The organism is Streptomyces sp. NPDC053076 (genome assembly GCF_044546845.1).
Lineage (GTDB): Bacteria > Actinomycetota > Actinomycetes > Streptomycetales > Streptomycetaceae > Streptomyces.
In genome coordinates, this window is the sequence record NZ_JBITZL010000001.1 from 1267956 (window position 1) to 1290722 (window position 22767).

A 22767-nucleotide genomic window follows, 5' to 3' on the forward strand; every position below is an offset into this window, starting at 1 on the left:
ACCATGACGTCTTCGACCCCTTCGAACCCCTCCGGCTCCGCGCGGCCCTCCAAGCGGGACCGGGCCGAGGCCCTGCCCGAGGAAATGCGGGAGGCGCTGCGGCGGCGGCTCGCCGGACGGGCCGCCGGTACGGCCCCGGCCGCCCGGCAGGGCATCCCGCGCGCCGACCGGGACCGCCCGCTGCCGCTGTCCTTCGCGCAGCAACGCCTGTGGTTCCTGGACCGGCTGCGGCCCGGCGACGCCCGCTACAACAGCGCGGTCGCGGTCCGCCTCACCGGCGCCCTGGACCACGACGCGCTGCACGCGGCCCTCGCCGCCGTCGTGGCCCGGCACGAGGCCCTGCGCACCACCTTCGAGGAGACCGACGGCCGGCCGGTGCAGCGCGTGCACCCGGCGGCCCCGGTGCCGCTGCCGCAGCGGGACACCGGTGACCTCGACGCGGATCTGCTCGCGGAGTACTCACGCCCCTTCGACCTGCGAACCGGGCCCCTGCTGCGCGCCCTGCTGCTGCGCGAGTCGGCGACCACGCACGTCCTGCTGCTGACGGTCCATCACATCATCACGGACGGCTGGTCGATGGGCGTGGTCCTCGACGAGCTGTGCACCGCCTACGGCGCCCTCGCGCACGGCGCCGCACCGGAGCTGCCCCCGGTCGCCACGCAGTACCCGGACTTCGCGGTGTGGCAGCGCGCACAGCTCTCGGGGCCCCGTCTGGAGCGCCAGCTCGCCCACTGGAAGCAGCGGTTGGCAGGGGCGGTGGCACCCGAGCTGCCCCTGGACCGGCCGCGGCGCGGCGAGGAGGCGGGCGAGGGCGCCGTCCACACCTTCACCGTCCCCGCCGGCCTGGCCGCGCGCCTGCGTGACCTCGCGAGAGAACACCACAGCACCCTGCACACCGCCCTCGTCGCCGCCACCCAGGCCCTGCTGGCCCGCTGGTCCGGCCAGGACGACATCACCGTCGGCTCCCTCACCCCCGGCCGGTCCCGCACCGACCTCGAACGGACCGTCGGATTCTTCGTGAACACCGTCGTGCTCCGCACCCGGGTGGACGCGTCCGGATCCTTCCGGGACCTGCTGGCGGAAGCGGCCGACACGGTCAACGACGCCTTCGCCCACGGCGACACGCCGTTCGAGCGGATCGTGGAGGCGGTGGGTGCCGCGCGCGAGGCGGGCCGCAATCCCCTGTTCGACGTGATGGTCCTGCTGCACCCCGACCCGCCCGCCGCGACCGCTCCGCGCGGACTCGCCACCACCCCGGTCACCGTGCCCCGGCAGGCGGCCACCTTCGACCTGAGCATCGAGTTCGTACCGGACGGCACGGCGCTGACCGGTCTGCTGGAGTACCGCGCCGACCTGTTCGACGCGGCCACGGCCGAGCGGCTGGCCGGACAACTGCTGCGCCTGCTCCAGGGCGCCGCCGACGCCCCGGACCGCCCGCTGGGCAGCCTGCCCCTGCTGTCCGAGGAGGAGGTACGGCGCGTCGTCCACGAATGGAACACCACCGCGCCCCACCCCGTGGACGCCACCCCCCACCCGGAACTCTTCGAACGCCGCGCGGCCCGCACCCCCGACGCCCTCGCCCTCGTCGCGGGCGGCGAACGGCTGGACTACGCCACGCTCAACGCCCGCGCCAACCGGCTCGCCCACCACCTCATCGCCCGGGGCGCCGGTCCCGAACAACTGGTCGCGCTACGGCTGCCGCGCACCGCCGACATGATCGTCGCGATCCTCGCCGTCTGGAAGTCCGGCGCCGGCTACCTGCCGCTGGACCCGGCCCTGCCCGAGGAACGGGTCCGGTTCCTGCTGGACGACGCCCGCCCGGCCCTGGTCCTGGACGACACCGCCCTGCGTGCCGTGCCCGCGACCGCCCCGGACACCGACCCCACCGACGCCGACCGGCGCGCCCCCCTGCTCCCCGAGCACACCGCCTACGTCATCTACACCTCCGGCTCCACCGGCCGCCCCAAGGGGGTCGCCGTGAGCCACCGCTCGGCAGCCCACCTGCTGGCCGCCCACCGGGCCGGCTTCGTCGCCGAGGCGGGCGGCGGCCCGCTCAGGGTCGCGCTCACCGCCTCCTTCTCCTTCGACACCTCCCTCGAAGGCGTGCTGCTGATGGCCGACGGCCATCCGCTGCACCTGGTCGACGAGGTGACCCGGATGGACCCGGCCGCCCTCGTCGAGTACGTCGTCGAACACCGCGTGGACTTCCTCGACGTCACCCCCTCCTACCTGAGGCAGCTGCTGCCCGCCGGGCTGCTCACCGATCCCCGGCACCGCCCGGGGGTCCTCATGCTCGGCGGCGAGGCCGTCGGGCCCGCGCTCTGGCGTGAGCTGGCCGACCACCCGGACGTGGCCGCCCACAACTTCTACGGCCCCACCGAATGCACGGTCGACGCCCTGTCCTGCCGTATCGAGGGCGGCGACCGCCCGCTGGTGGGCCGCCCCCTGCCCGGGGTGCGGGCCTACGTGCTGGACGACCGGCTCCAGCCGGTGCCGCCCGGTGTCGGCGGCGAGCTGTACCTCGCGGGCGCCCAGCTGGCCCGCGGCTACACCGGCCGGCCGGGCCTGACCGCGGCCCGCTTCCTCCCCGACCCGTACGGGCCGCCCGGCACCCGCATGTACCGCACCGGCGACCTGGCCCGGTGGACCGCCGACGGCCGCCTCGACTACCTCGGACGCGCCGACGACCAGATCAAGGTGCGCGGCCACCGCATCGAGCCCGGCGAGATCGAGGCCGCCCTGCTCGCGCTGCCCGGGCTCACCGCCGCCGCGGTCGTCGCCGTGCCCGACGCGCACGGCCACACCCGCCTCGCCGCCTACGTCGTCCCCGCGCCCGGCACGCCCCGGCCCGCCGCCGCCGACCTGCGGGCGGCCCTGCGCCGCGTCCTGCCCGACCCCCTGGTGCCCTCCTCCTTCACCTCCCTGGCCGCGCTGCCGCTGACCACCAGCGGCAAGTTGGACCGTCGCGCCCTGCCCGCCCCCGACCTCCAAGACGGCGGCGAGGAGCGGGAGTTCGTCGCCCCCCGCACCCCGGACGAGGAGACCCTCGCCGGCATCTGGGCCGAGGTGCTCGGGGTGGCCCGGGTGGGCGTCACGGACAACTTCTTCGAGCTGGGCGGCGACTCGATCCTGAGCATCCAGGCCGTCTCCCGGGCCCGCACCGCGGGCCTGCGGATCAAGTCCCAGGACGTCTTCCGGCACCAGACGGTCGCCGACCTGGCCGCCGCCGCGTCCCTGCGCACGGCCGCCGTGCCCGCGCCCCGGCGCCCGCGCGAGGACGGGCCCGCCCCGCTCACCCCGGTCCAGGAGTGGTTCTTCGCCACGCACGGCCCGCTGCGGCACTTCAGCATGTCGATGCTGCTCGACCTGCCGTACGACCTCGACGAACGGGCGCTGGAAAGGGCGTTGGAGGCCGTGGTGGCCCGGCACCCGTCGCTGCGGACGCGTTTCACCCGCACGGCGGAGGGCCTGCGGCAGCAGCCCGGCACCGGACCCGCCACCGGACTCCTCACCCGCCACGGCCCCGGCACCTCACCCGCCGAGGCGGCGGAGGCCGCCCGCGCGGCCCTGGACCCGGCCACCGGCACCCTGCTGCGCGCGGCCCTGATCACCGGTCCGCAGCGCCCACGGCTGTTCCTGACCGCCCACCACCTGGCCGTCGACAGCGTCTCCTGGCGCCTGCTGCTCACGGCCCTGGAACGGGCCTACCGGCAGGCCGCGGCGGGCGAGGAACCCCGGCCGGAGCCCGAGCACACCCCGTTCGCCGAATGGGCGCGCGCACTGGCCGAACGGGTCAGGGCCGGTGACCTCGACGACGACCTGCCGTACTGGACGCAGCAGGTCGCCCCGTCGCGCACCCCGCTCCCGGTCGACCTCCCCGGCACCCCGCTCGCCGGGTCCGTGCGCACCGTCCGCACCCGGGTGGACCGCGCCACCACCGAGGCACTGCTGCGCCGGGTGCCCGGCGTGTACCGCACCCAGGTCAACGACGTGCTGCTGAGCGCGCTGGGCCGGGTGCTGGCCGACTGGACGGGCGCGGACCGGGTGACCGTCGCCCTGGAGGGTCACGGGCGGGAGGAGGATCTGGCCGAGGGTGTCGATCTGTCCCGTACGGTCGGCTGGTTCACCACCCAGTACCCGGTCACCCTGGCCCCGGCGGCCCCGCACGACTGGGGTGCCACGCTCAAGGCCGTCAAGGAACAACTGCGGACCGTGCCCCGCCGCGGCCTGAGCTACCAGGCGCTGGGCCACCTCGGCTCCCCCCGGCCGGAAGCCCGCGCCCTCGGCGAACTGCCCCTTCCCCAGGTGTGCTTCACCTATCACGGCCAGTGGGAGGCGCCTGCGGGAGGAGACTTCGCGCCCGTCGCCGACGTACCCGGCCGGGAGATGGACCCCGGTGCGCCCCTGGACCACTTGCTGGACGTGTCCGCCCTGGTCGCCGACGGCGAGCTGGAGATCACCTGGCACTACAGCGACCAGGTGCACCGGGCCGGCACCGTCCAGGAGCTGGCCGACCACATGGTGCGGGCCCTCGCCGCCATCGCCGAGCACTGCGCCCGTCCCGGCGCGGGCGGCCGGACTCCTTCCGACTTCCCGCTGGCCGGCCTGGACCAGGCCGGGGTGGACCGCCTGGCCGGCGACGGCCTGGACGTGGAGGACCTGCTGCCGCTGACCCCGCTCCAGGAGGGCATGCTCTTCCACCGGCTGGTCGGCGGACCGGACGACGTGTACGTGGACCAGGCCGCACTGCTGCTGGACGGGGTGACCGACCCCGAGGCCCTCGCCCTGGCCTGGCAGCACGTGACCGACCGCACCCCCGCCCTGCGCACCTCGGTGGTGTGGGAGGGCGTGCCGGCGCCGCTCCAGGTCGTCCACCGTCACGTGACCGTCCCCGTGACCCAGTTGGACTGGCGAGCGCTGGACGCGGGGGAGCGGGCCGAGCGGCTGGACCGGCTGCGCGCCGACGACCTCGAACGCGGCCTGGACCTCGGCACGGCCCCCCTGATGCGGCTCACCCTCGTCCGGCTGCCCGACGCCCGGCTGCACCTGCTGTGGACCTCCCACCACCTGATCCTGGACGGCTGGAGCCTGGCCCAGGTGCTCACCGAGGTGTTCGAGGAGTACGCGGCTCTCACCACCGGTGCCCCACCACGGCCCCCGGCGCGCCGGCCGTTCGGCGACTACGTGCGCTGGCTGGCGGGCCAGGACGGTGAGGCCGCGCACGCCCATTGGCGGACCGTCCTCGCCGGGTTCGCCACCCCCACCCCGCTGCCCGTCGACCGCGCCCGGCGCCCGGGACACGAGGCCCGGTCCGCGGGCCTGCACACGGCCGGGCTGTCCGACCAGGTCTCCGCGCGGCTCGCGCGCACCGCCCGCGCGGCCGGGCTCACCCTCGGCACCGTGGTGCAGGGCGCCTGGGCGCTGCTGCTGTCCCGCTTCAGCGCCGAACGGGACGTGCTGTTCGGGACCACCGTCTCCGGACGCCCCGACGATCTGCCCGGCGTCGAGTCGATGGTGGGCATGTTCATCAACACCCTGCCCACCCGTGTCCGCGTGGACGGCGGACGGACCGCCGTCGCCTGGCTCAGAGAGCTGCAGGAGGCGCAGGCGGAGGCGCGGCGGTTCGCGGCGGTGTCCCTCGCCGAGCTGACCTCGCTGAGCGACGTGCCCTCCGGCAGCCCGTTGTTCGACAGCATGGTGGCCTTCGAGAACTACCCCTTCGACGAGACCCGCGCGGCCGGCTCGGGGATACGCCTGGCGGACGTCTCAGCCCGCGACGCCACCAACTATCCGCTCGTGCTGCGGGCCTACCAGGGCGAGCGGTTCGGCTTCGACCTCGCCTATGATCCCGAGCTGTTCGACGCCACCACCGTGCGCGGCCTCGCCGACCGGCTGTGCCTGCTGCTCACCGAGCTGGCCGACGACCCGGACCGGCCCGTGCGCGCCCTCGCCTGGACGACCGCCGAGGAGCGGCGGCGGATGCTGGCCGACTGGAACGGCACCGAAGAGGGCCGGCCCGCCGACACCCTGGACCGCCTCTTCGCCGCCCAGGCCGCCCGCACCCCCGACGCCGAGGCCGTCACCTGCGGCGACGACCGCCTCGACTACGCCACCCTGGACGAGCGCTCCGGCCGGCTCGCCCACCGGCTGGCCGAACTCGGCGCCGGACCGGAGAAGTTCGTGGCCCTCGCGCTGCCCCGCTCCACCGACCTCGTCGTGGCCGTCCTCGCCGTCCTCAAGACCGGTGCCGCCTACCTGCCCATCGACCCCGGGCTGCCCCCGGAACGCCTTCGGCACCTGCTCGCGGACGCCGAGCCGGTGACGCTGGTGACCACGACAGGGACCCGGGCCGGAACCACCGTGCCGCTCCTGCTGCTGGACGACCCCGCCGTACGAGCCGATCTGGCCCGGCGTCCGGCCGCCGGCCCGGCCCGCCGCGCGCTGCCCGAGAGCCCCGCCTACGCCATCTACACCTCCGGCTCCACCGGCCGGCCCAAGGGCGTGGTCGTCCCGCACGCCAACGTGGTCCGGCTGTTCACCCGCACCCGGCACTGGTTCGGGTTCGGCCCCGAGGACGTGTGGACGCTGTTCCACTCCTACGCCTTCGACTTCTCGGTGTGGGAACTGTGGGGCCCGCTGCTGCACGGCGGCCGGCTCGTCGTCGTCCCCGAGGACACCGCCCGCTCCCCGGAGGACTTCCTGCGCCTGCTCGCCGACGAACAGGTCACCGTCCTCAACCAGACCCCCTCCGCGTTCTATCCGCTGATCCGCGCGGACGCCGAACTCCCCGACACCGGCGCCCGGCTGGCGCTGCGCACGGTGATCTTCGGGGGCGAGGCGCTGGACGTAGCCCGGCTCGCCGACTGGTACGCCCGGCACCCGGACACCGCGCCCCGCCTGGTGAACATGTACGGCATCACCGAGACCACCGTGCACGTCACCTACGCCGGGCTCGACCGTTCGACGGCCCGCCCCGGCACCGCGAGCCCCATCGGCACCGGCATCCCCGACCTCCGGCTGTACGTCCTCGACGACACCCTCCGGCCGGTGCCGCCCGGCGCCGTCGGCGAGCTGTACGTCGCCGGGGAGGGCCTGGCACGCGGCTACCTGAACCGGCCCGGCCTCACCGCGACCCGGTTCCCCGCCGACCCGTTCGGCCGGCCCGGCACCCGTATGTACCGCACGGGGGACCGGGCCCGCTGGCGGGCCGACGGCACCCTGGAGTACCTGGGCCGCGCCGACCAGCAGGTGAAGATCCGCGGCTACCGCATCGAACCCGGCGAGATCGAGGCCGCCCTGCACAGTCACCCGGGGGTCGGCGCGGCCACCGTCGGCGTGTACGAGGACACCGCCGGGACACGCCGGCTGGTCGCCCACGTCGTCGGCACCGGCACCGGGGACGCCGGCGCACCGCCTCCGTCGGCGGCCGAACTCCGCTCCCACCTGGAGGGGTTGCTGCCCGCGCACATGGTGCCGGCCGCCTACGTGCCGATGACCGCGCTGCCGCTCACGGTCAACGGCAAGCTCGACCGGCGCGCCCTGCCCGCGCCCGGCCCCGAGGGCTTCGCCGCCGACGGCGCACGGACCCCGCTGCGCACCCCCGCCGAACGGCTGGTCGCCGCCGCGTGGACGGACGTCCTGGACACCGCGGAGGTCGGCGCCGACGACGACTTCTTCGCGCTCGGCGGCGACTCCATCCTCGCCGTCCGCGTCACCTCCCGGCTGCGCGCCGCCTTCGGCACGGACGTCTCACCCCGACTGCTGTTCACCCACCCCACACTGTCCGACCTCGCGGCCACGCTGGGCGAACCCCGCTCCGGGGAGAGCGCCGGCACCATCCCGGCCGCCGGCGCGGACGCCCCGGCGCCCCTGTCGTACGCCCAGCAGCGCCTGTGGTTCCTCGACCGGTTCGAGCCGGGCAGCACCGAGTACACGACCCTGTCCGTGCTGCGGATGCGCGGCCCGCTCGACACCGCCGCCCTGCGCACCGCCCTGGACGGCCTGGTCGCCCGGCACGAGGCCCTGCGCACCACGTTCGCCGAACACGAGGGCCGGCCCCGGCAGATCGTCCGCCCGCCGCACCGCGTGGACCTCCCGGTGCGGAACCTCGCGGACACCGCGGCCCTGGACACCCTCCTGGACAGCGAGGCCGCCACCCCCTTCGACCTGGCCACCGGGCCCCTGCTGCGCGCCCGCCTGGCCCGGTTCGGCACCGACGAGCACGTCCTCGTCCTGGCCGTGCACCACATCGTCACCGACGGCTGGTCCGTCGGCGTGCTCGCCCGGGACCTGGGCGAGCTGTACGCGGCGGCCCTGGAGAACCGCCACCCCGAACTGCCCGGCCTGCCCGTCCGCTACACCGACTACGCGGCCTGGCAGCGCGCCCGCACCGACCGCGCCGAGGACGAACTCGCCTACTGGCGACGGGTCCTGGACGGCGTGACCCCCCTGGAGCTGCCCACCGACCGGCCGCGGCCGGCCGTCCGCACCCGCGACGGCGCCCTGGTGACGTTCACCCTGCCCGCCGAGCTGACCGAGCGGCTGCGCGAGCGGGGCCGGGAGGCCGACGCCACCCTCTACATGACGTTGGTGGCGGCATGCCAGGTGCTGCTCGCCCGCTGGGCGGGCCAGGAGGACGTCACCGTCGGTACGGTCACCGCCGGCCGTGAACGGCCCGAACTGCACGACATGGTCGGCATGTTCGTCAACACGTTGGCACTGCGCGCCCGGGTCCGCCCCGACCTGCCCTTCCGGGAACTGCTGGCCGAGGTGCGCACCACCGTCCTGGAGGCGTTCGCCCACCAGGAAGTGCCCTTCGAGCGCGTGGTGGACGCACTCCAGCCCGAGCGGGACACCAGCCGCACCCCGCTGTTCCAGGTCATGGTCGCCCTGCACAACCTCGGTGCCGAGCCGCCCCGGCTGCCGGGCCTGGCGGTGGAGCCCATGACCCCGCCGGTCCGCAACGCCACCTTCGACCTGGCCTTCGACTTCGTGGCCGACGACGACGGTCTCACCGGCTATCTGGAGTACAACACCGGTCTCTTCGACGCCGACACCGCCGAACGCCTCGCCGCCCGGCTGCGCGTCCTGCTGGAGGCCGCCGCCCACGACCCGGAGCAGACCGTGGGCGGGCTGCCGCTGATGACCGACGGCGAGCGGCGGCAGGTGCTCCGGTGGCAGGAGGGCACCCGGCTGCCCGAGCCGGACACCACCTTCCCCGCCCTGTTCGAGGCCCAGGCCACCCGCACCCCGCACCACACCGCCCTGGCGGCCCGCGACACCACCCTGGACTTCGCGGCGCTGAACCAGCGGGCCAACCGGCTCGCCCACCACCTCATCGCCCAGGGGGCCGGCCCCGAAGACGTGGTCGCCGTGCGGCTCCCCCGCACCTCCGAGCTGGTCGTGGCGCTGCTCGCGGTCCTCAAGGCGGGCGCGGCACTGCTCTGCCTGGATCCCGAACTCCCCCCGGAGCGCACCGAGTTCCTTCTTGCCGACGCCCGGCCGCACACCCTGCTGACCGACCTCGGCGCGGTGCCCTGGGACCGGCTGCCCGCCCACGACCCGACCGACACCGACCGCGTCCGGCCGCTGCGCCCACAGCACACCGCGTACATCGTCTACACCTCCGGATCCACCGGCCGTCCCAAGGGCGTCGCCGTCGAACACCGGCAGCTGGCCAACCTCTGCCACGACCACCGGACGGGCCTGCTCGGCCCGCACACCACCGGCGGGCGGCGGCTGCGGGCCGCGCTCAGCGCCTCCTTCTCCTTCGACACCTCCTGGGAAGGACCCCTCCTCCTCGCCCTCGGTCACGAGGTCCACCTGATCGACGAGGACGTATGCCTGGACCCGCAGGCGTTCTGCGCCAGGGTCGCCCAGGACCGCCTCGACCTGGTGAACGTCACCCCGTCCTTCCTGCGCGAACTGACCTCCGCCGGGCTGCTCGCCCCGGGCCGTCACCACCCGGGCCTGCTGCTCGTCGGCGGGGAGGCCGTCACCCCGGCCGGCTGGCGTGACCTCGTGCGCGCCGAACGGGAACTGGGCGTGGCCGTGTACAACATGTACGGGCCCACCGAGTGCACCGTCGACGCCGTCTACGGCCGCTGCGCCGACCGGCCCGACCGCCCGGTCATCGGCCGCCCCGGCGGCAACCTGCGCGCCTACGTGCTCGACGGCGCCCTGCGCCCGGTACCCCCCGGCGTGCCCGGCGAGCTGTACCTGGCCGGGGCACAGGTGGCCCGCGGCTATCTGAACCGGCCGGGCCTCACCGCCGCCCGCTTCCTCGCCGATCCGTTCGGGGGGCCGGGGGAGCGGATGTACCGCACCGGGGACCGCGCCCGCTGGGAGCGGGACGGGCGACTGGAGTTCCTGGGCCGGGTGGACGAGCAGGTCAAGATCCGCGGGTTCCGCATCGAGCCCGGCGAGGTGGAGGCCGCCCTGCTGGACCACCCGGACGTCGCCGACGCCGCCGTCACCGCACGCGAACACGCCGGCCGCCGCATGCTCGTGGGCTACGTGGTGCCCACCGCCGGCCGCGTCCCGTCCGCCGACGCCCTGCGCCTCGCACTGCGCCGTACCCTGCCCGACCACATGGTGCCCGCCGCGTTCGTCCCGCTCGCCCGCATCCCCCGCACCACCAGCGGCAAGACCGACCGGCGCGCCCTGCCCGCCCCGCCCGCGCAGCCCGACAGCGCCACCCCGTACGTCGCTCCGCGGACCGGTACGGAGGAACGCCTGGCCGCGATCTGGGCGGAGGTGCTGGGCGTCGAACGTGTCGGCGCGCGCGACAACTTCTTCGCACTCGGCGGAGACTCCATCCTGAGCATCCAGATCGTCTCCCGTGCCCGGCAGGCCGGACTGGCCCTCACCACCAAGGACGTCTTCCGCCACCAGACGGTCGCCGAACTCGCCCTGCGTACACGGGAGCCGGCGCCGCGAACCGAGGAAGCCGTCGACACCGCGCCCGGCGAGGCGCCGCTCACGCCGATCCAGCACTGGTACCTGGACGGCCGCGACCCTGGGCACAAGCTCCGCTTCACCATGACACAGCGCCTCGAACTCGCCCCGGACGTGCGGGGGCAGGCGCTCCGGGCCGCCACCGTCGCCCTCGTACGCCACCACGCCGCCCTGCGCACCCTGTTCCGCCGCACCACCGACGGCTGGCGCCAGGAAGTCCTGCCCGAGGCCCCGGAGGGCGTCTTCACCCGCCACGACGTGGCCGGGCTGGACGATACGGCGCTGGAGAGCGAGGTCCAGCGGCTCACGGACGAGGCGCAGGCCGCTCTCGATCCCACGACGGGCCGGGTCGTGCGCGTGCTGTTCCTCGACCGCGGCCCGGCACGGTCCGGGCAACTCGTCGTCACCGCACATCACCTGGTGATCGACGGGGTGTCCTGGCGGATCCTGCTGGCGGACCTGGAGAGCGCCCACCGGGCGGCGGCGGCCGGCGACCCGGTCGAGCTGCCCGCCACCGGCACCCCCTACGGCCACTGGGCCGCCCGGCTCGACCGGCACACCCGCTCCGGGGCCCTGGACACCGACCTGGCCCACTGGACCCGCACCGGCACGGCCCCCGCCGAGCTGCCCGCCGGACGGCCCGGCCCCAACACCCACGGCACCGCCGCCACCCTCACGGTCACTCTGGACACGGAGACGACCGAGGCCCTGCTGCGCAAGGTCCCACAGACCTACCGCACCCAGGTCAACGACGTCCTGCTCAGCGCCCTCGGCCGCACCCTGGCCCGCTGGTGCGGGCGCGAGACGGTCCTGCTCGGCATGGAGGGACACGGCCGGGAGGACCTCTTCGAGGACGTGGACCTGTCACGGACCGTGGGCTGGTTCACCGCCGAGTTCCCGCTCGCGCTCACCGTCGACCCGGACGCCGGCTGGCACGACACCCTCCGCGCGGTCAAGGAGCAACTGCGCGCGGTGCCGTTGCACGGCCTGAGCCACGGCGCCCTGCGCCACCTCGTCCCCGGCAGCCCGCTCGCCGGCGCCCCGGCACCACGCGTCGGCTTCAACTACCACGGCCAGTGGGACACCGGCGGCGGCGACGGCCTGTTCCGCGGCTCCCTCCCCCCGGCCGGCCGGGACACCGACCCGGACGAACCCCGCCCCTACCTCCTGGACATCACCGGCGTGGTCCAGGCGGGCCGACTCGAACTCGGCTGGACCTACCCGGCGCGGGTCTACGACGAGGCCACCGTCCGCCGGCTCGCCGAGGAGACCCTCGCGGCCCTGCGGGACATCGTGGCGCACTGCGCCCGCCCCGAAGCGGGCGGCCGTACCCCCTCCGACTTCCCCCTCGCCGGTCTCGGCCAGGACCAGCTGGACCGGGTCGTCGGCACCGGCCGGCACGTCGAGGACGTCCTGCCGCTCACCCCGCTCCAGTCCGGCATGCTCTTCCACGGCCTGGTGGACACCGAGCACGCCTACTTCGACCGCACCGCCGTACGGCTGGCCGGGGTGGCCGACCCCGGCGCGTTCGCCACTGCCTGGCAGCAGGTCGCCGACCGCACCCCGGCCCTGCGCACCAGCGTCCACTGGCACGGCCTGTCCCACCCGGTCCAGGTGGTCCACCACCGCGCCGAGCTGCCCGTCACCCACCTCGACTGGCGCACCCTGCCACCCGAGCGGCGCGCGGAGGCCACCGAGCGGCTGCTCGCCGAGGACCGCGCGGCCGGCATGGACCTCACCACCGCGCCGCTCACCCGGCTCACCCTGGCCGCCCTGCCCGGTGACGAGGTGCTGCTGGTGTGGTCCACCCACCACATCGTCCTCGACGGCTGGAGCACCGGACAGCTGCTCACCGAGGTGTGCGAACGCTACGCGGCGCTCACCGGCGGCCCGGACCCGGCACCCCCGGCACGGCGGCCCTTCGCGGACTTCCTGCACTGGCTGCGCGCACAGGACGAGACGGCGGCCGAGCGGCACTGGGCCGAGACCCTGGCCGGGTTCACCGCCCGCACCCCGCTGCCGTACGACCGCTCACCCGCCGAAGCCCACCGCGCCCGGTCCGCCGCCGCCGTCCCGCGCGAACTGGACGCGGAGACCTCGCGGCGGCTGCGGGAGAACGCGGCCCGCGCCGGGCTCACCGTCAACACCGTGGTGGAGGGCGCCTGGGCCCTGCTGCTGGCCCGCTCCAGCGGCCGGGACGACGTGGTGTTCGGCACCACCGTCTCCGGCCGCCCGGCCGAACTGCCCGGCGTCGAGGGCATGATCGGCATGTTCATCAACACCGTGCCGACCCGCGTCCACGTCCCCGCCGGGCCGGTGCTGCCCTGGCTGCGCGGACTCCAGGAACGGCAGAGCGACGCCCGCCGCTTCGACTTCCTCGCCCTGCCCCGCATCCAGGCCGTCAGTGACGTCCCGTCCGGGGAAACCCTGTTCGACAGCATGGTGGTGTTCGAGAACTACCCCGTGGACGAGTCGGCCACGGCCCGCACGGGCGTCCGGGTCGAGGAGGTGCGCGCCGACGACGCCACCACCTTCCCCTGGTGTCTGCGCGCCCACCTGGCCGACCGGCTCGGTTTCGACCTCGCCTACGACCCCGCCCTGTTCGACCCCGCCACCGCCGAACTCGCCGCGGACCGGCTGGCCACCCTGCTCACCACCCTCGCCGACGGGCTCGACACCCACCTGGCCGACCTGGACCTGCTCACCCCGGCCGACCGCGACCTGCTGGCCACCTGGAACACCACCGCCCGCCGGGCCGCCCCGCGCAGCCCCGTGGACCTGTTCGCCGAGCAGGCGCGCCGCACGCCGGACGCGATCGCGGTCCGGGACGGCGACCGCGAGCTGACCTACCGGCAACTGCGCGACTGGTCCGGCTCGCTGGCCGCCCGCCTGGTGGCCGACGGGCTGGCGCCCGAGGACCGGGTGGCGCTGCTCCTGGACCGCTCCGCCGAACTGGTCGTCGCCCAGCTCGCGGTACTCATGGCCGGCGGCGCCTACGTCCCCGTCGACAACCGGGCCCCCGAGGAGCGCCGCCGCGTCCTGCTCGCCCAGGCCGGCGCGACCGCCGAGCTCACCGCCGCCGAGGTCACCGCCGCCCGGGTGGAGCCGGCACCGCCCGCGCAGCCCGGCCCGCCCGCGCCCCGCACCGCCGCCCCGGGTCGGCAGGCACCGCCCGCCGACCCCGACCGGCTGGCCTACGTGATGTTCACCTCCGGCTCCACCGGCCTGCCCAAGGCGGTCGCGGTACGGCACCGGGACGTCGCGGCGCTGGCCACCGACAGCCGGTTCGCCGACGGCGTGTGCGAAGGCGTGCTGCTGCACTCGCCGGTGGCCTTCGACGCCGCCACGTTCGAGGTGTGGGCTCCGCTCCTCAACGGCGGCCGCGTGGTCGTGGCTCCGGGCGGGAGCGTCGACGCGGCCCTGCTGCGCCGGCTGGCCGGCGACGGCGAACTGACCGCGCTGTGGCTCACCGCGGGCCTGTTCCGGCTGCTCGCCCAGGACACGCCCGACTGCTTCCGGGGCCTGGCGCAGGTGTGGACCGGCGGCGACGTCGTTCCCGCCACCGCCGTGCGCCGGGTGCTGGCCGCGTGCCCCGGCCTGACCGTCGTGGACGGATACGGACCCACCGAGACCACCACCTTCGCGACCTCCTGCGCCCTCACCGACCCCGCGGCGGTGCCCGGCACCGTACCGATCGGCCGCCCGCTGGACGACATGCGGGCGCACCTCCTCGACGCCCGGCTGCGGCCCGTGCCACCGGGCTGCCCCGGCGAGCTGTACCTGGCCGGCGAGGGGGTCGCCCGCGGCTACCTGGGCCGCCCCGGCGACACCGCGGCCCGTTTCCTCGCCGACCCCCTCGGCCCGCCCGGCGCCCGGATGTACCGCACCGGTGACCTGGCGCGGCGACGCCCGGACGGCACCGTCGAGTTCCTGGGCCGCGCCGACGACCAGGTCAAGATCCGGGGCTTCCGGGTGGAGCCCGGCGAGGTCGAGGCCGCGCTCGCCGCCCACCCGGACGTCGCGGACGTCGCCGTACTGGCCCGCGAGGACCGGCCGGGCGTCAAGCGGCTCGTGGCCTACGTCGTCGGACCCGCCGGAGAGGACGGCGAGGAACTACGCGCCTTCGCCGCCCGCACCCTGCCCGACTACCTCGTCCCCACCGCCTTCGTCCCGCTCGCCGCCCTCCCGCTCAGCCGCAACGGCAAGGTCGACCGGGCCGCCCTGCCCGCACCGGACGCCGACTCCCGGCGCCCGCGGGTCGAGGCCCGCACCGAGACCGAACGCCGCACGGCGGCCGTCTTCGGGGAGGTGCTGGACTGCGAACCGCCCGGCGTGGAGGACGACTTCTTCCAGCTCGGCGGCGACTCGATCCTCAGCATCCGGCTCGCCTCCCGCCTCGCCGAGTCCTTCGACACCGACCTCACACCCCGCGCGGTGTTCACCCACCCCACCCCGGCCGCGCTCGCCCGCCTGCTCGACGAACGGCAGGGCTCCGGCCGCCCGCAGCTGGTCCCGGTCGCCCGTGACGCCGTCGCACCCATGTCCCATGCCCAGCAACGCCTGTGGTTCCTCCAGGAGTTCGAGCCCGGCGGCGCCGAGTACGTCACCGCGCTCGCCCTCCGCCTGCGCGGCACCCTGGACACCGGCGCCCTGCGCGCCGCCCTCCGCGCGGTCGTCGCCCGGCACGAGTCGCTGCGCACCACCTTCGACAGCGTCGACGGGCACGGCATCCAGATCGTCCACCCCCCGCAGCACGTGCCGCTGCCCGAGCACGACCTGTCCCGGCTCCCCGAGGCCGAGCGGGAGCCGGCGCTGCGCCGGCTGCTCGCCGGGGAACGCACCCGCCCCTTCGACCTGCGCGAGGGCCCGCTGCTGCGCGCCGGCCTGGTCCGGCTCGCCGAGGACGACCATGTGCTCGCCCTGGCCCTGCACCACATCGTCACCGACGGCTGGTCCACCTCCGTCCTGCTCGGCGACCTCGCCCACCTCTACCGCGCCGCACTCGGCTCCAGCGAGGCCGAGTTGACGCCACTGCCGGTGCAGTACGCCGACTACGCGCACTGGCAGCGCACCGCCGGGGACACCGGCGCGGACGCGCACCTCGCCTACTGGAAGGAGCAACTGGCCGACAGCGCACCGCTGGACCTGCCCACCGACCGTCCCCGGCCGCCGGTGCGCACCAGCTCCGGCGCTACCACCCGGCTGGTGGTGCCCGCCCGCACCGTACGCCGGCTCACCCGGCTCGCCCGGGACCGCGGCACCACCCTGTTCACCACGCTCGTCGCCGCCGCCCAGACGTATCTCGCCCGGCTGTCCGGCGCCGAGGACATCGCCGTCGGCACCGTCACCTCCGGCCGCGACCGGCCGGAGACCCAGGCCCTCGTCGGGTTCTTCGTGAACACACTGGTGCTGCGCTCCCGGGCCGGGGCGGAGCAGCCGTTCACCGGGTTCCTCGACTCGGTACGGCAGACCGTGCTCGACGCCTTCGCCCACCAGGACGTGCCGTTCGAGCGGGTCGTGGACGAGGTGCAGCCCGTCCGCGACACCAGCCGCAGTCCGCTCTTCCAGGTCATGGTCGTCCTCCAGAACACCCCGGCCGCCGACCTCGACCTGCCCGGCCTCGACGTCACCGACGTCGAACCGGACTCGGAGCAGGCCGCGTTCGACCTCACCCTGGAGTTCGCCGAGACCGGCTCCGGAGCCCTGCACGGCCTGCTCACCTACAACACCGACCTGTTCGACCCGGCCACGGCCGAACGGATGGCCGGACAGCTCGGCACCCTGCTGCACGCCGTCGCCGAGGACCCCGACCGCCCGCTCGGCGCCCTGCCACTGACCTCCGACGACGAGCTGAAGACCCTGCTGGACCAGGGCCGGGGCAGCTTCCGCCCGGTGCCCGAGGCCACCCTGGCCGCCCTGTTCGAACGGCAGGCGGCCGGTACCCCCGACGCGGTGGCGCTGGTCGACGGCGAGCGGGAACTGACGTACGCGGAGGTGGACCGGGCGGCCAACCGGCTGGCCCACCGGCTCCTGCGGGACGGCGTCGGACCGGAGCACGTGGTGGCCCTGGCGCTGCCCCGCTCGGCGGCGATCGTGGTGGCCCAACTGGCCGTCGCCAAGGCCGGCGGCGCCTTCCTGCCCGTGGATCCCGACTATCCGCGACAGCGCCGGGAGTTCATGATCCGGGACGCCGGTGCCCGCCTGGTCCTCGGCGACCCGGCCGAGGTGTGGGCCGCCGACGGCCCGGAGACGGCACCCACGGACGCCGACCGCACCACCGCGCTCACCCCCGCACACCCCGCCTACGTCATCTACACCTCCGGCTCCACCGGCACACCCAAGGGCGTCGTCGTCACCCATCGGGGCCTCGCGTCCTTCGCCACGGCAGCCGCCGAACAGTACGCGGCGGGTCCCGGTGACCGGGTGCTGCAATTCGCCTCACCGAGCTTCGACGCCTCCGTGCTGGAGCTGTGCGTCTCCCTGCTCAGCGGGGCCGCGCTGGTCACCGGTGAGGAGGGGCCGCTGGTCGGGGAACGGCTGGCGGAGGTGCTCGCCCAGCGGCGTGTCAGCCACACGCTGATCCCCCCGGCGGCCCTGGCCACCGTCCCGCCGGAGACCGCCGCCGCCCTGCCCCACCTGCGCACCCTCATCGTCGGCGCCGAGGCATGCCCGGCCGACCTGGTCGACACCTGGGCCCCCGGCCGCCGCATGATCAACTCCTATGGGCCCACCGAGGCCACCGTGGTCGCCACCTGGACCGGCCCGCTGTCCCCCGGCACCGGCGCCCCGCCCATCGGGCACCCCTCGGGCAGCACCCGCGTCCATGTGCTCGACGCCGCCCTGCGCCCCGTACCTCCCGGCGTGACCGGGGAACTGTACGTCGCCGGGCCCGGTCTCGCCCGCGGCTACCTGGGGCGGCCGGGGCTCACCGCCGGCCGGTTCGTGCCCGACCCGTTCGGCGCGCCGGGGGAGCGGATGTACCGCACCGGGGACCTGGTCCGCTGGACCGCCGACGGCCGGCTCCGGTTCGCCGGACGCGCCGACGACCAGGTCAAACTGCGCGGCTTCCGCATCGAACCCGGCGAGATCGAGAGCGCCCTGCGCCGCAGCCCCCTGGTGCGGGACGCGGTCGTGGTGGTCCGCGCGGCGCAGACGCCCGGCGCCCCGCCCCCGGAGCGCGCGGAGCAGACGTCCGGCGCCCCGGCCCCGGAGCGCGCGGCGCAGACGTCCGGCGCCCCGGGCCGAGCGGGTGCGCAGGAGACGTCCGCCGCCCCGGCCCGGCTGGTCGCCTATGTCGTACCCGCTGAGCCTTCCGCCGCCGGGCTGCCCGTCGGTGAGCTGCGGCTGCACCTGGCCGGGCTGCTGCCGCCGTACATGGTGCCGTCGGTGTTCGTGCCGCTCGACCGGCTGCCGCTCACCCCGAACGGCAAGACCGACCGGCGGGCCCTGCCCGCACCCGGGCCGGCGCAGGCCGCGGACGGTCCCCGGACCGCGCCGCGCACCGACACCGAACGCCGGATCGCCCGTATCTGGGCCGATGTGCTGGGCATCGAGGAGGTCGGCGCCGACGACAACTTCTTCGCGCTCGGTGGCGACTCCATCCTGAGCATGCAGGTCGTCTCGCGGCTGCGCCGCGACGGCCTGCACGTCGCCACCCGGGACCTGTTCACCCACCAGACCGTCGCCGAACTCGCCACCGTGGTCCGTGCCGCGCCCCGGCGGTCCGGCGAGGGCCCGGTCACCGGCGAGGTGCCGCTCACCCCGATCCAGGAATGGTTCCTTACCACCCCCCGCGCCGCCCACCACCACTTCAACCAGTCGGCGCTGCTGGAGCTGGACGGCGCCCCGGACCAGCGGGCGCTGCGTACCGCGCTCGACGCGCTGCTGGACCACCACGACGCGCTGCGCATGCGGTTCACCTGGGACGAGAACGGCTGGCGGCAGTTCAATCCGCCGCCCGCCGAGGGCCACGACATCCTCGTCCGGCACGATGTGACCGGCCTGTCCGCCGAGGAGGCCGACGCGGCCATGGCCAAGGCCGCCGACGAGCTGCACGCCGGTTTCGACCTGGCCCGTGGACCGCAGCTGCGGGCGGCCCTGTTCACCGGGGACCCGGGCCGGCCCGTGTTCCTCCTCCTCGTCGCCCATCACCTGGTGGTGGACGCCGTCTCCTGGCGCATCCTGCGCGACGACCTGGAGACCGCCTACCGGCAGGCCCTCCAGGGCGGTCCGGTCACGCTGGGGGAGCGCGGCACCAGCTTCCGGGAGTGGTCCCGGCGGCTGGCCGCGCACGTCGCCGAGGGCGGTCTCGACCACGAACTGCCCCACTGGGAGCAGGCGGTGGACACCGCACCCGCGCCGGCCGGCCAGCCCCCGGCCGCCGAGGCCGGACCGGCCGCCACCGTGAGCGTGGAGGTGGACGAGGAGGACACCACGGCCCTGCTGCGCTCCGCGCCCACCGCGTACCGCACCCGGGTCAACGACGTGCTGCTCGCCGCCCTGGCCCTGGCGCTGGCCCGCTGGACCGGACACGACCGGGTCCGCCTGGACCTGGAGGGCCACGGCCGCGAGGACCTGCTCGACGGCGTCGACCTCTCCCGCACCGTCGGCTGGTTCACCACCGTCTACCCGGTCGCCGTCCAGGTGCCCGACCCCGGCGACCTCGGACCGGACCGCGACTGGCGGTCCCTGGTGAAGGCGGTGCGCCGCCAGCTGCGCGCCGTACCCGGAAACGGCATCGGCTTCGGGGCGCTGCGCACCTTCGGCTCGCCCGAGGTCCGCGAACGCCTCGGCGCCCACGCCCACGGGCAGGTGGTGTTCAACTACCTCGGCCAGTGGGACGCCCGTCCCGAGGCCCCGGACGAGGGCCTGGTCCGCGCCGAACACGGCTCTTTCGGGCAGGACCACGACCCCCGGGACCCCGGCTCGCACCCGGTGGAGGTCGTGGGCGCGGTGCAGCACGGGCGGCTCGCCTTCACCTGGCACCACCGGCCCGCGGTCCACGACACGGCGACCGTGCGCCAGGTGGCCGAGGAGTTCGCCGAGGCCCTGCGCCACCTCGCCCGGCACGCCAGGGGAGGCCGGTGACACACCAGCGCCGCGAGGCGCCGCGCCGGCCGGCCGCCCGGCGCGGCCCTCGCTCACCCCGCGCCCCGACCGGCCCACCACCGGCCCACCATCCACTCACCCGCCCATCCGAACCGGACGACGAAGGAACACGACATGGACGAGAACACCCGCTACCAGGTGCTGCGCAACGACGAGGAGCAGTACTCCCTCTGGCCCGTCGACATCGAGGTCCCCGCCGGCTGGCAGCCCGTCGGCAAGGAGGGCACCGAGGCCGAGTGCTCCGCCTACGTCGACGAGGTCTGGACCGACATGCGGCCCAAGAGCCTGCGCGAGCGCATGGAGAGCACCGGCGCCTGACCGGCCACGCCTGACACCTGCACGCCGGGCCGGCCGCACCCGCGCCGGCCCGGCGCCGCCTCCCCCCACGCGTCGCCGTCACGGTGCCCCACCGCCCTCGGCCCCACCGCACCGCATCACACCCGAGGAGCCCGCCATGACCCCCGTCCTGCGTACCGAACGCCTGGAGTTCCTCCCCTACCGGCCCGAGCACGAGGACGTCTTCGTCGCCCTGCTGCGCGACGAGGAGGTGTGCCGCTGGATGGGGCAGGACCTCGTGCCCGAACCACAGATCCGCGAGGTCTTCCGCGCCATCCTCACCGACATCTACCCCCGGCGCCGGTTCGACGTGTGGGGACTGTGGCTGGCGGGCGCCTACGTCGGCCACGCCGAGGTGAAGCCGACCGGCAACGTCGACGGCCACGAACTCGTCACCGCGCTCGCCCCCCGGTACTGGGGGCACGGGCTGGGCGGTGAGGCGGTGCGCGGCCTGCTCCGGCACGCCGCCGACAACCTCGGGCTCAGCGAGGCGTACGGCATGGTGGGCGCCGGGAACACCGCCAGCCTGGCCATGTGCCGCCGCCTGGGCTTCCGCCACGTCCGGGACGTGGTCGGCGACGACGGTTCCGTCACGAAGCTCCTGGTCATCCCGACCACTGACCCGGGCGGGCCGGTGCGTGCCGGGCATCCGGGGGGAGCGACGAGCGGTGGTGGGGTTCAGGGTGTCGGGGCGAGCGCCAGGAGGGCGGCGAGTGCCGGGGAGCCCACGGAACCGACGAGCGGCGCGGCCGCCACCGCACCGGCGACCACCAAGGACTCGGCCCCGGACCGGGTGACGAACGTCGGGGGCCCGGTCGAAGAGGCTGGGTTCGTGGGCGATGCGGTCGGAGGGGCTGGGTCGGTGGACGGTGTCGGGGGTGCGGTCGGAGGGGCTGGGCGCGCGGGCGGTGTCGCGGCGGCGTCCGCCGAGGACGCGGTATGAGCCGGCCGCCGGTGGCCGAGGGCCCCGCGGGGGCCGCCGACACCGGCCCGGCGCCGAGTCTGTGGCGCAACCGCGACTTCAACCTGCTGTGGACCGGCCAGTGCCTGTCCGACCTGGGCGGTGCCATGGTGGACCTGGCCCTGCCGCTGCTGGTTCTCCAGCAGACCGGATCCCCGACGCGGGCCGGGCTCGTCGGCACCGCCGGGCTCGTCACCACCCTGGCGTGCCGGTTGCCGGCCGGTGTCCTCGCCGACCGTTACGACCGGCGCCGGCTGATGATCGCCTGCGATCTGCTGCGGCTCGCCGTCTACGCCCTCCTCGGCTGGGCGGTGGTGACCGGCACCGCGGGCCTGCCGGTGATCCTCGCGGCGGTGGTCGCCGGCGCCGCCGCCACGGCCGTCTTCAGCACCGCCGAGCACGCCTCGGTGCGCAGCCTGGTCCGCCCCGACCAGCTCACCTCCGCCGTCGCCCGCAACGAGGCACGCACCTACGGCGTGTCGCTCGCCGGGCCACCACTGGGCGGCCTGCTGTTCGGGCTCGGCCGGGCCCTGCCCTTCCTCGGCAACGCACTGAGCTTCCTGCTCTCCCTGGTGGCCGTCTGCCGCATCCGGCGGCCCCTTCAGCAGGCCCGGCAGCGGACGGCCCCGACCGCCGGGGCGTCCGCCGCGGAGGGCCTGCGCTTCCTGCTGGGGCATCCGTTCCTGCGGGCCCTGCTGGTGATCGCCGCCCCGCTGAACATGGCCTTCACCGGCATGGTCTTCGCGATGACCCTGGCGCTGCGCCGCGCCGGCGCCTCACCGCTCCTGATCGGCGTCGCCGGCACGATCTTCGCGGTGGGTGGCCTCCTCGGCGCCTTCGCCGCCCCGGCCCTTCAGCGGCGGCTGCGGCTGCCCGTCCTGATCACGCTGCTGTGCTGGGTGACGGCCGCGCTGATGGCGGTCAGCGCGCTGCTGTCCCGTACCGTCCTGGCCGCCGTACCGCTGGCCGCCGCCGTGTTCCTCGGGCCCACGGCGAACGCGGCCCTCTTCGGCCACCAGGCCGCCGTCACCCCGGACCACCTGCAAGGCCGCGTCGTCAGCGGTGTGCTGCTCGCCGCGGGCTCGGCCGCCGCGCTCGCCCCCGCCCTGGCCGGCGCCCTCCTGGCCCGGTGGAATCCGGGGCCGGCCATGCTGGTGTTCCCGGTGCTGGTCGTCGCCGCCGCGGTGACGGCCACCTTCGGCAAGGGCATCCGGGCGGTGTCTGTCTAGTTCGGGTGTACGGGGGCTGTGCGGGTGGTTCAGGCGTGCCGGCCCCCTGCTCTGGGTCGGCGCTCTGCTGGCTCGCCGGTGTCCGGGGCCGGCCATGCTGGTGTTCCCGGTGCTGGTCGTCGCCGCCGCGGTGACGGCCACCTTCGGCAAGGGCATCCGGGCGGTGTCTGTCTAGTT

The 22767-nt window shown here is 75.6% G+C and carries 4 protein-coding genes; all 4 read left to right on the forward strand.

Translation table 11 applies throughout. From position 1 onward, the window contains the following. The first annotated feature begins 3 nt into the window (after positions 1–3). The 4 genes from ACIGYR_RS05115 (at position 4) to ACIGYR_RS05130 (ending at position 22590) form a co-directional block, all read left to right on the forward strand. Positions 4–20043, forward strand: coding sequence for a non-ribosomal peptide synthase/polyketide synthase (locus ACIGYR_RS05115; RefSeq protein WP_399603164.1), 20040 nt, complete (start codon positions 4–6; stop codon positions 20041–20043). A gap of 135 nt (positions 20044–20178) precedes the next feature. Beyond that, complete coding sequence (locus ACIGYR_RS05120; protein WP_345060467.1) at positions 20179–20382, forward strand: MbtH family NRPS accessory protein; 204 nt, start codon at positions 20179–20181, stop codon at positions 20380–20382. 136 nt (positions 20383–20518) lie between these two features. Then, positions 20519–21343 carry a GNAT family N-acetyltransferase gene (locus tag ACIGYR_RS05125; RefSeq protein WP_399603168.1) on the forward strand — a complete coding sequence of 275 codons (825 nt, stop codon included), beginning with the start codon at positions 20519–20521 and terminating at the stop codon, positions 21341–21343. Further along, positions 21340–22590: an MFS transporter gene (locus ACIGYR_RS05130; RefSeq protein ID WP_400014135.1), complete on the forward strand. Its 1251-nt coding sequence runs from the start codon at positions 21340–21342 to the stop codon at positions 22588–22590. Before ACIGYR_RS05125 ends, ACIGYR_RS05130 begins: the two co-directional genes overlap by 4 nt. The last annotated feature ends 177 nt before the right edge of the window (positions 22591–22767 follow it).

What these genes read in the sequence shown, in the direction of transcription:
- ACIGYR_RS05125 (WP_399603168.1), top strand. Translation starts at nt 20,519, where the DNA reads ATGACCCCCGTCCTGCGTACCGAACGCCTGGAGTTCCTCCCCTACCGG.
- ACIGYR_RS05130 (WP_400014135.1), top strand. Translation starts at nt 21,340, where the DNA reads ATGAGCCGGCCGCCGGTGGCCGAGGGCCCCGCGGGGGCCGCCGACACC.
- ACIGYR_RS05120 (WP_345060467.1), top strand. Translation starts at nt 20,179, where the DNA reads ATGGACGAGAACACCCGCTACCAGGTGCTGCGCAACGACGAGGAGCAG.
- ACIGYR_RS05115 (WP_399603164.1), top strand. Translation starts at nt 4, where the DNA reads ATGACGTCTTCGACCCCTTCGAACCCCTCCGGCTCCGCGCGGCCCTCC.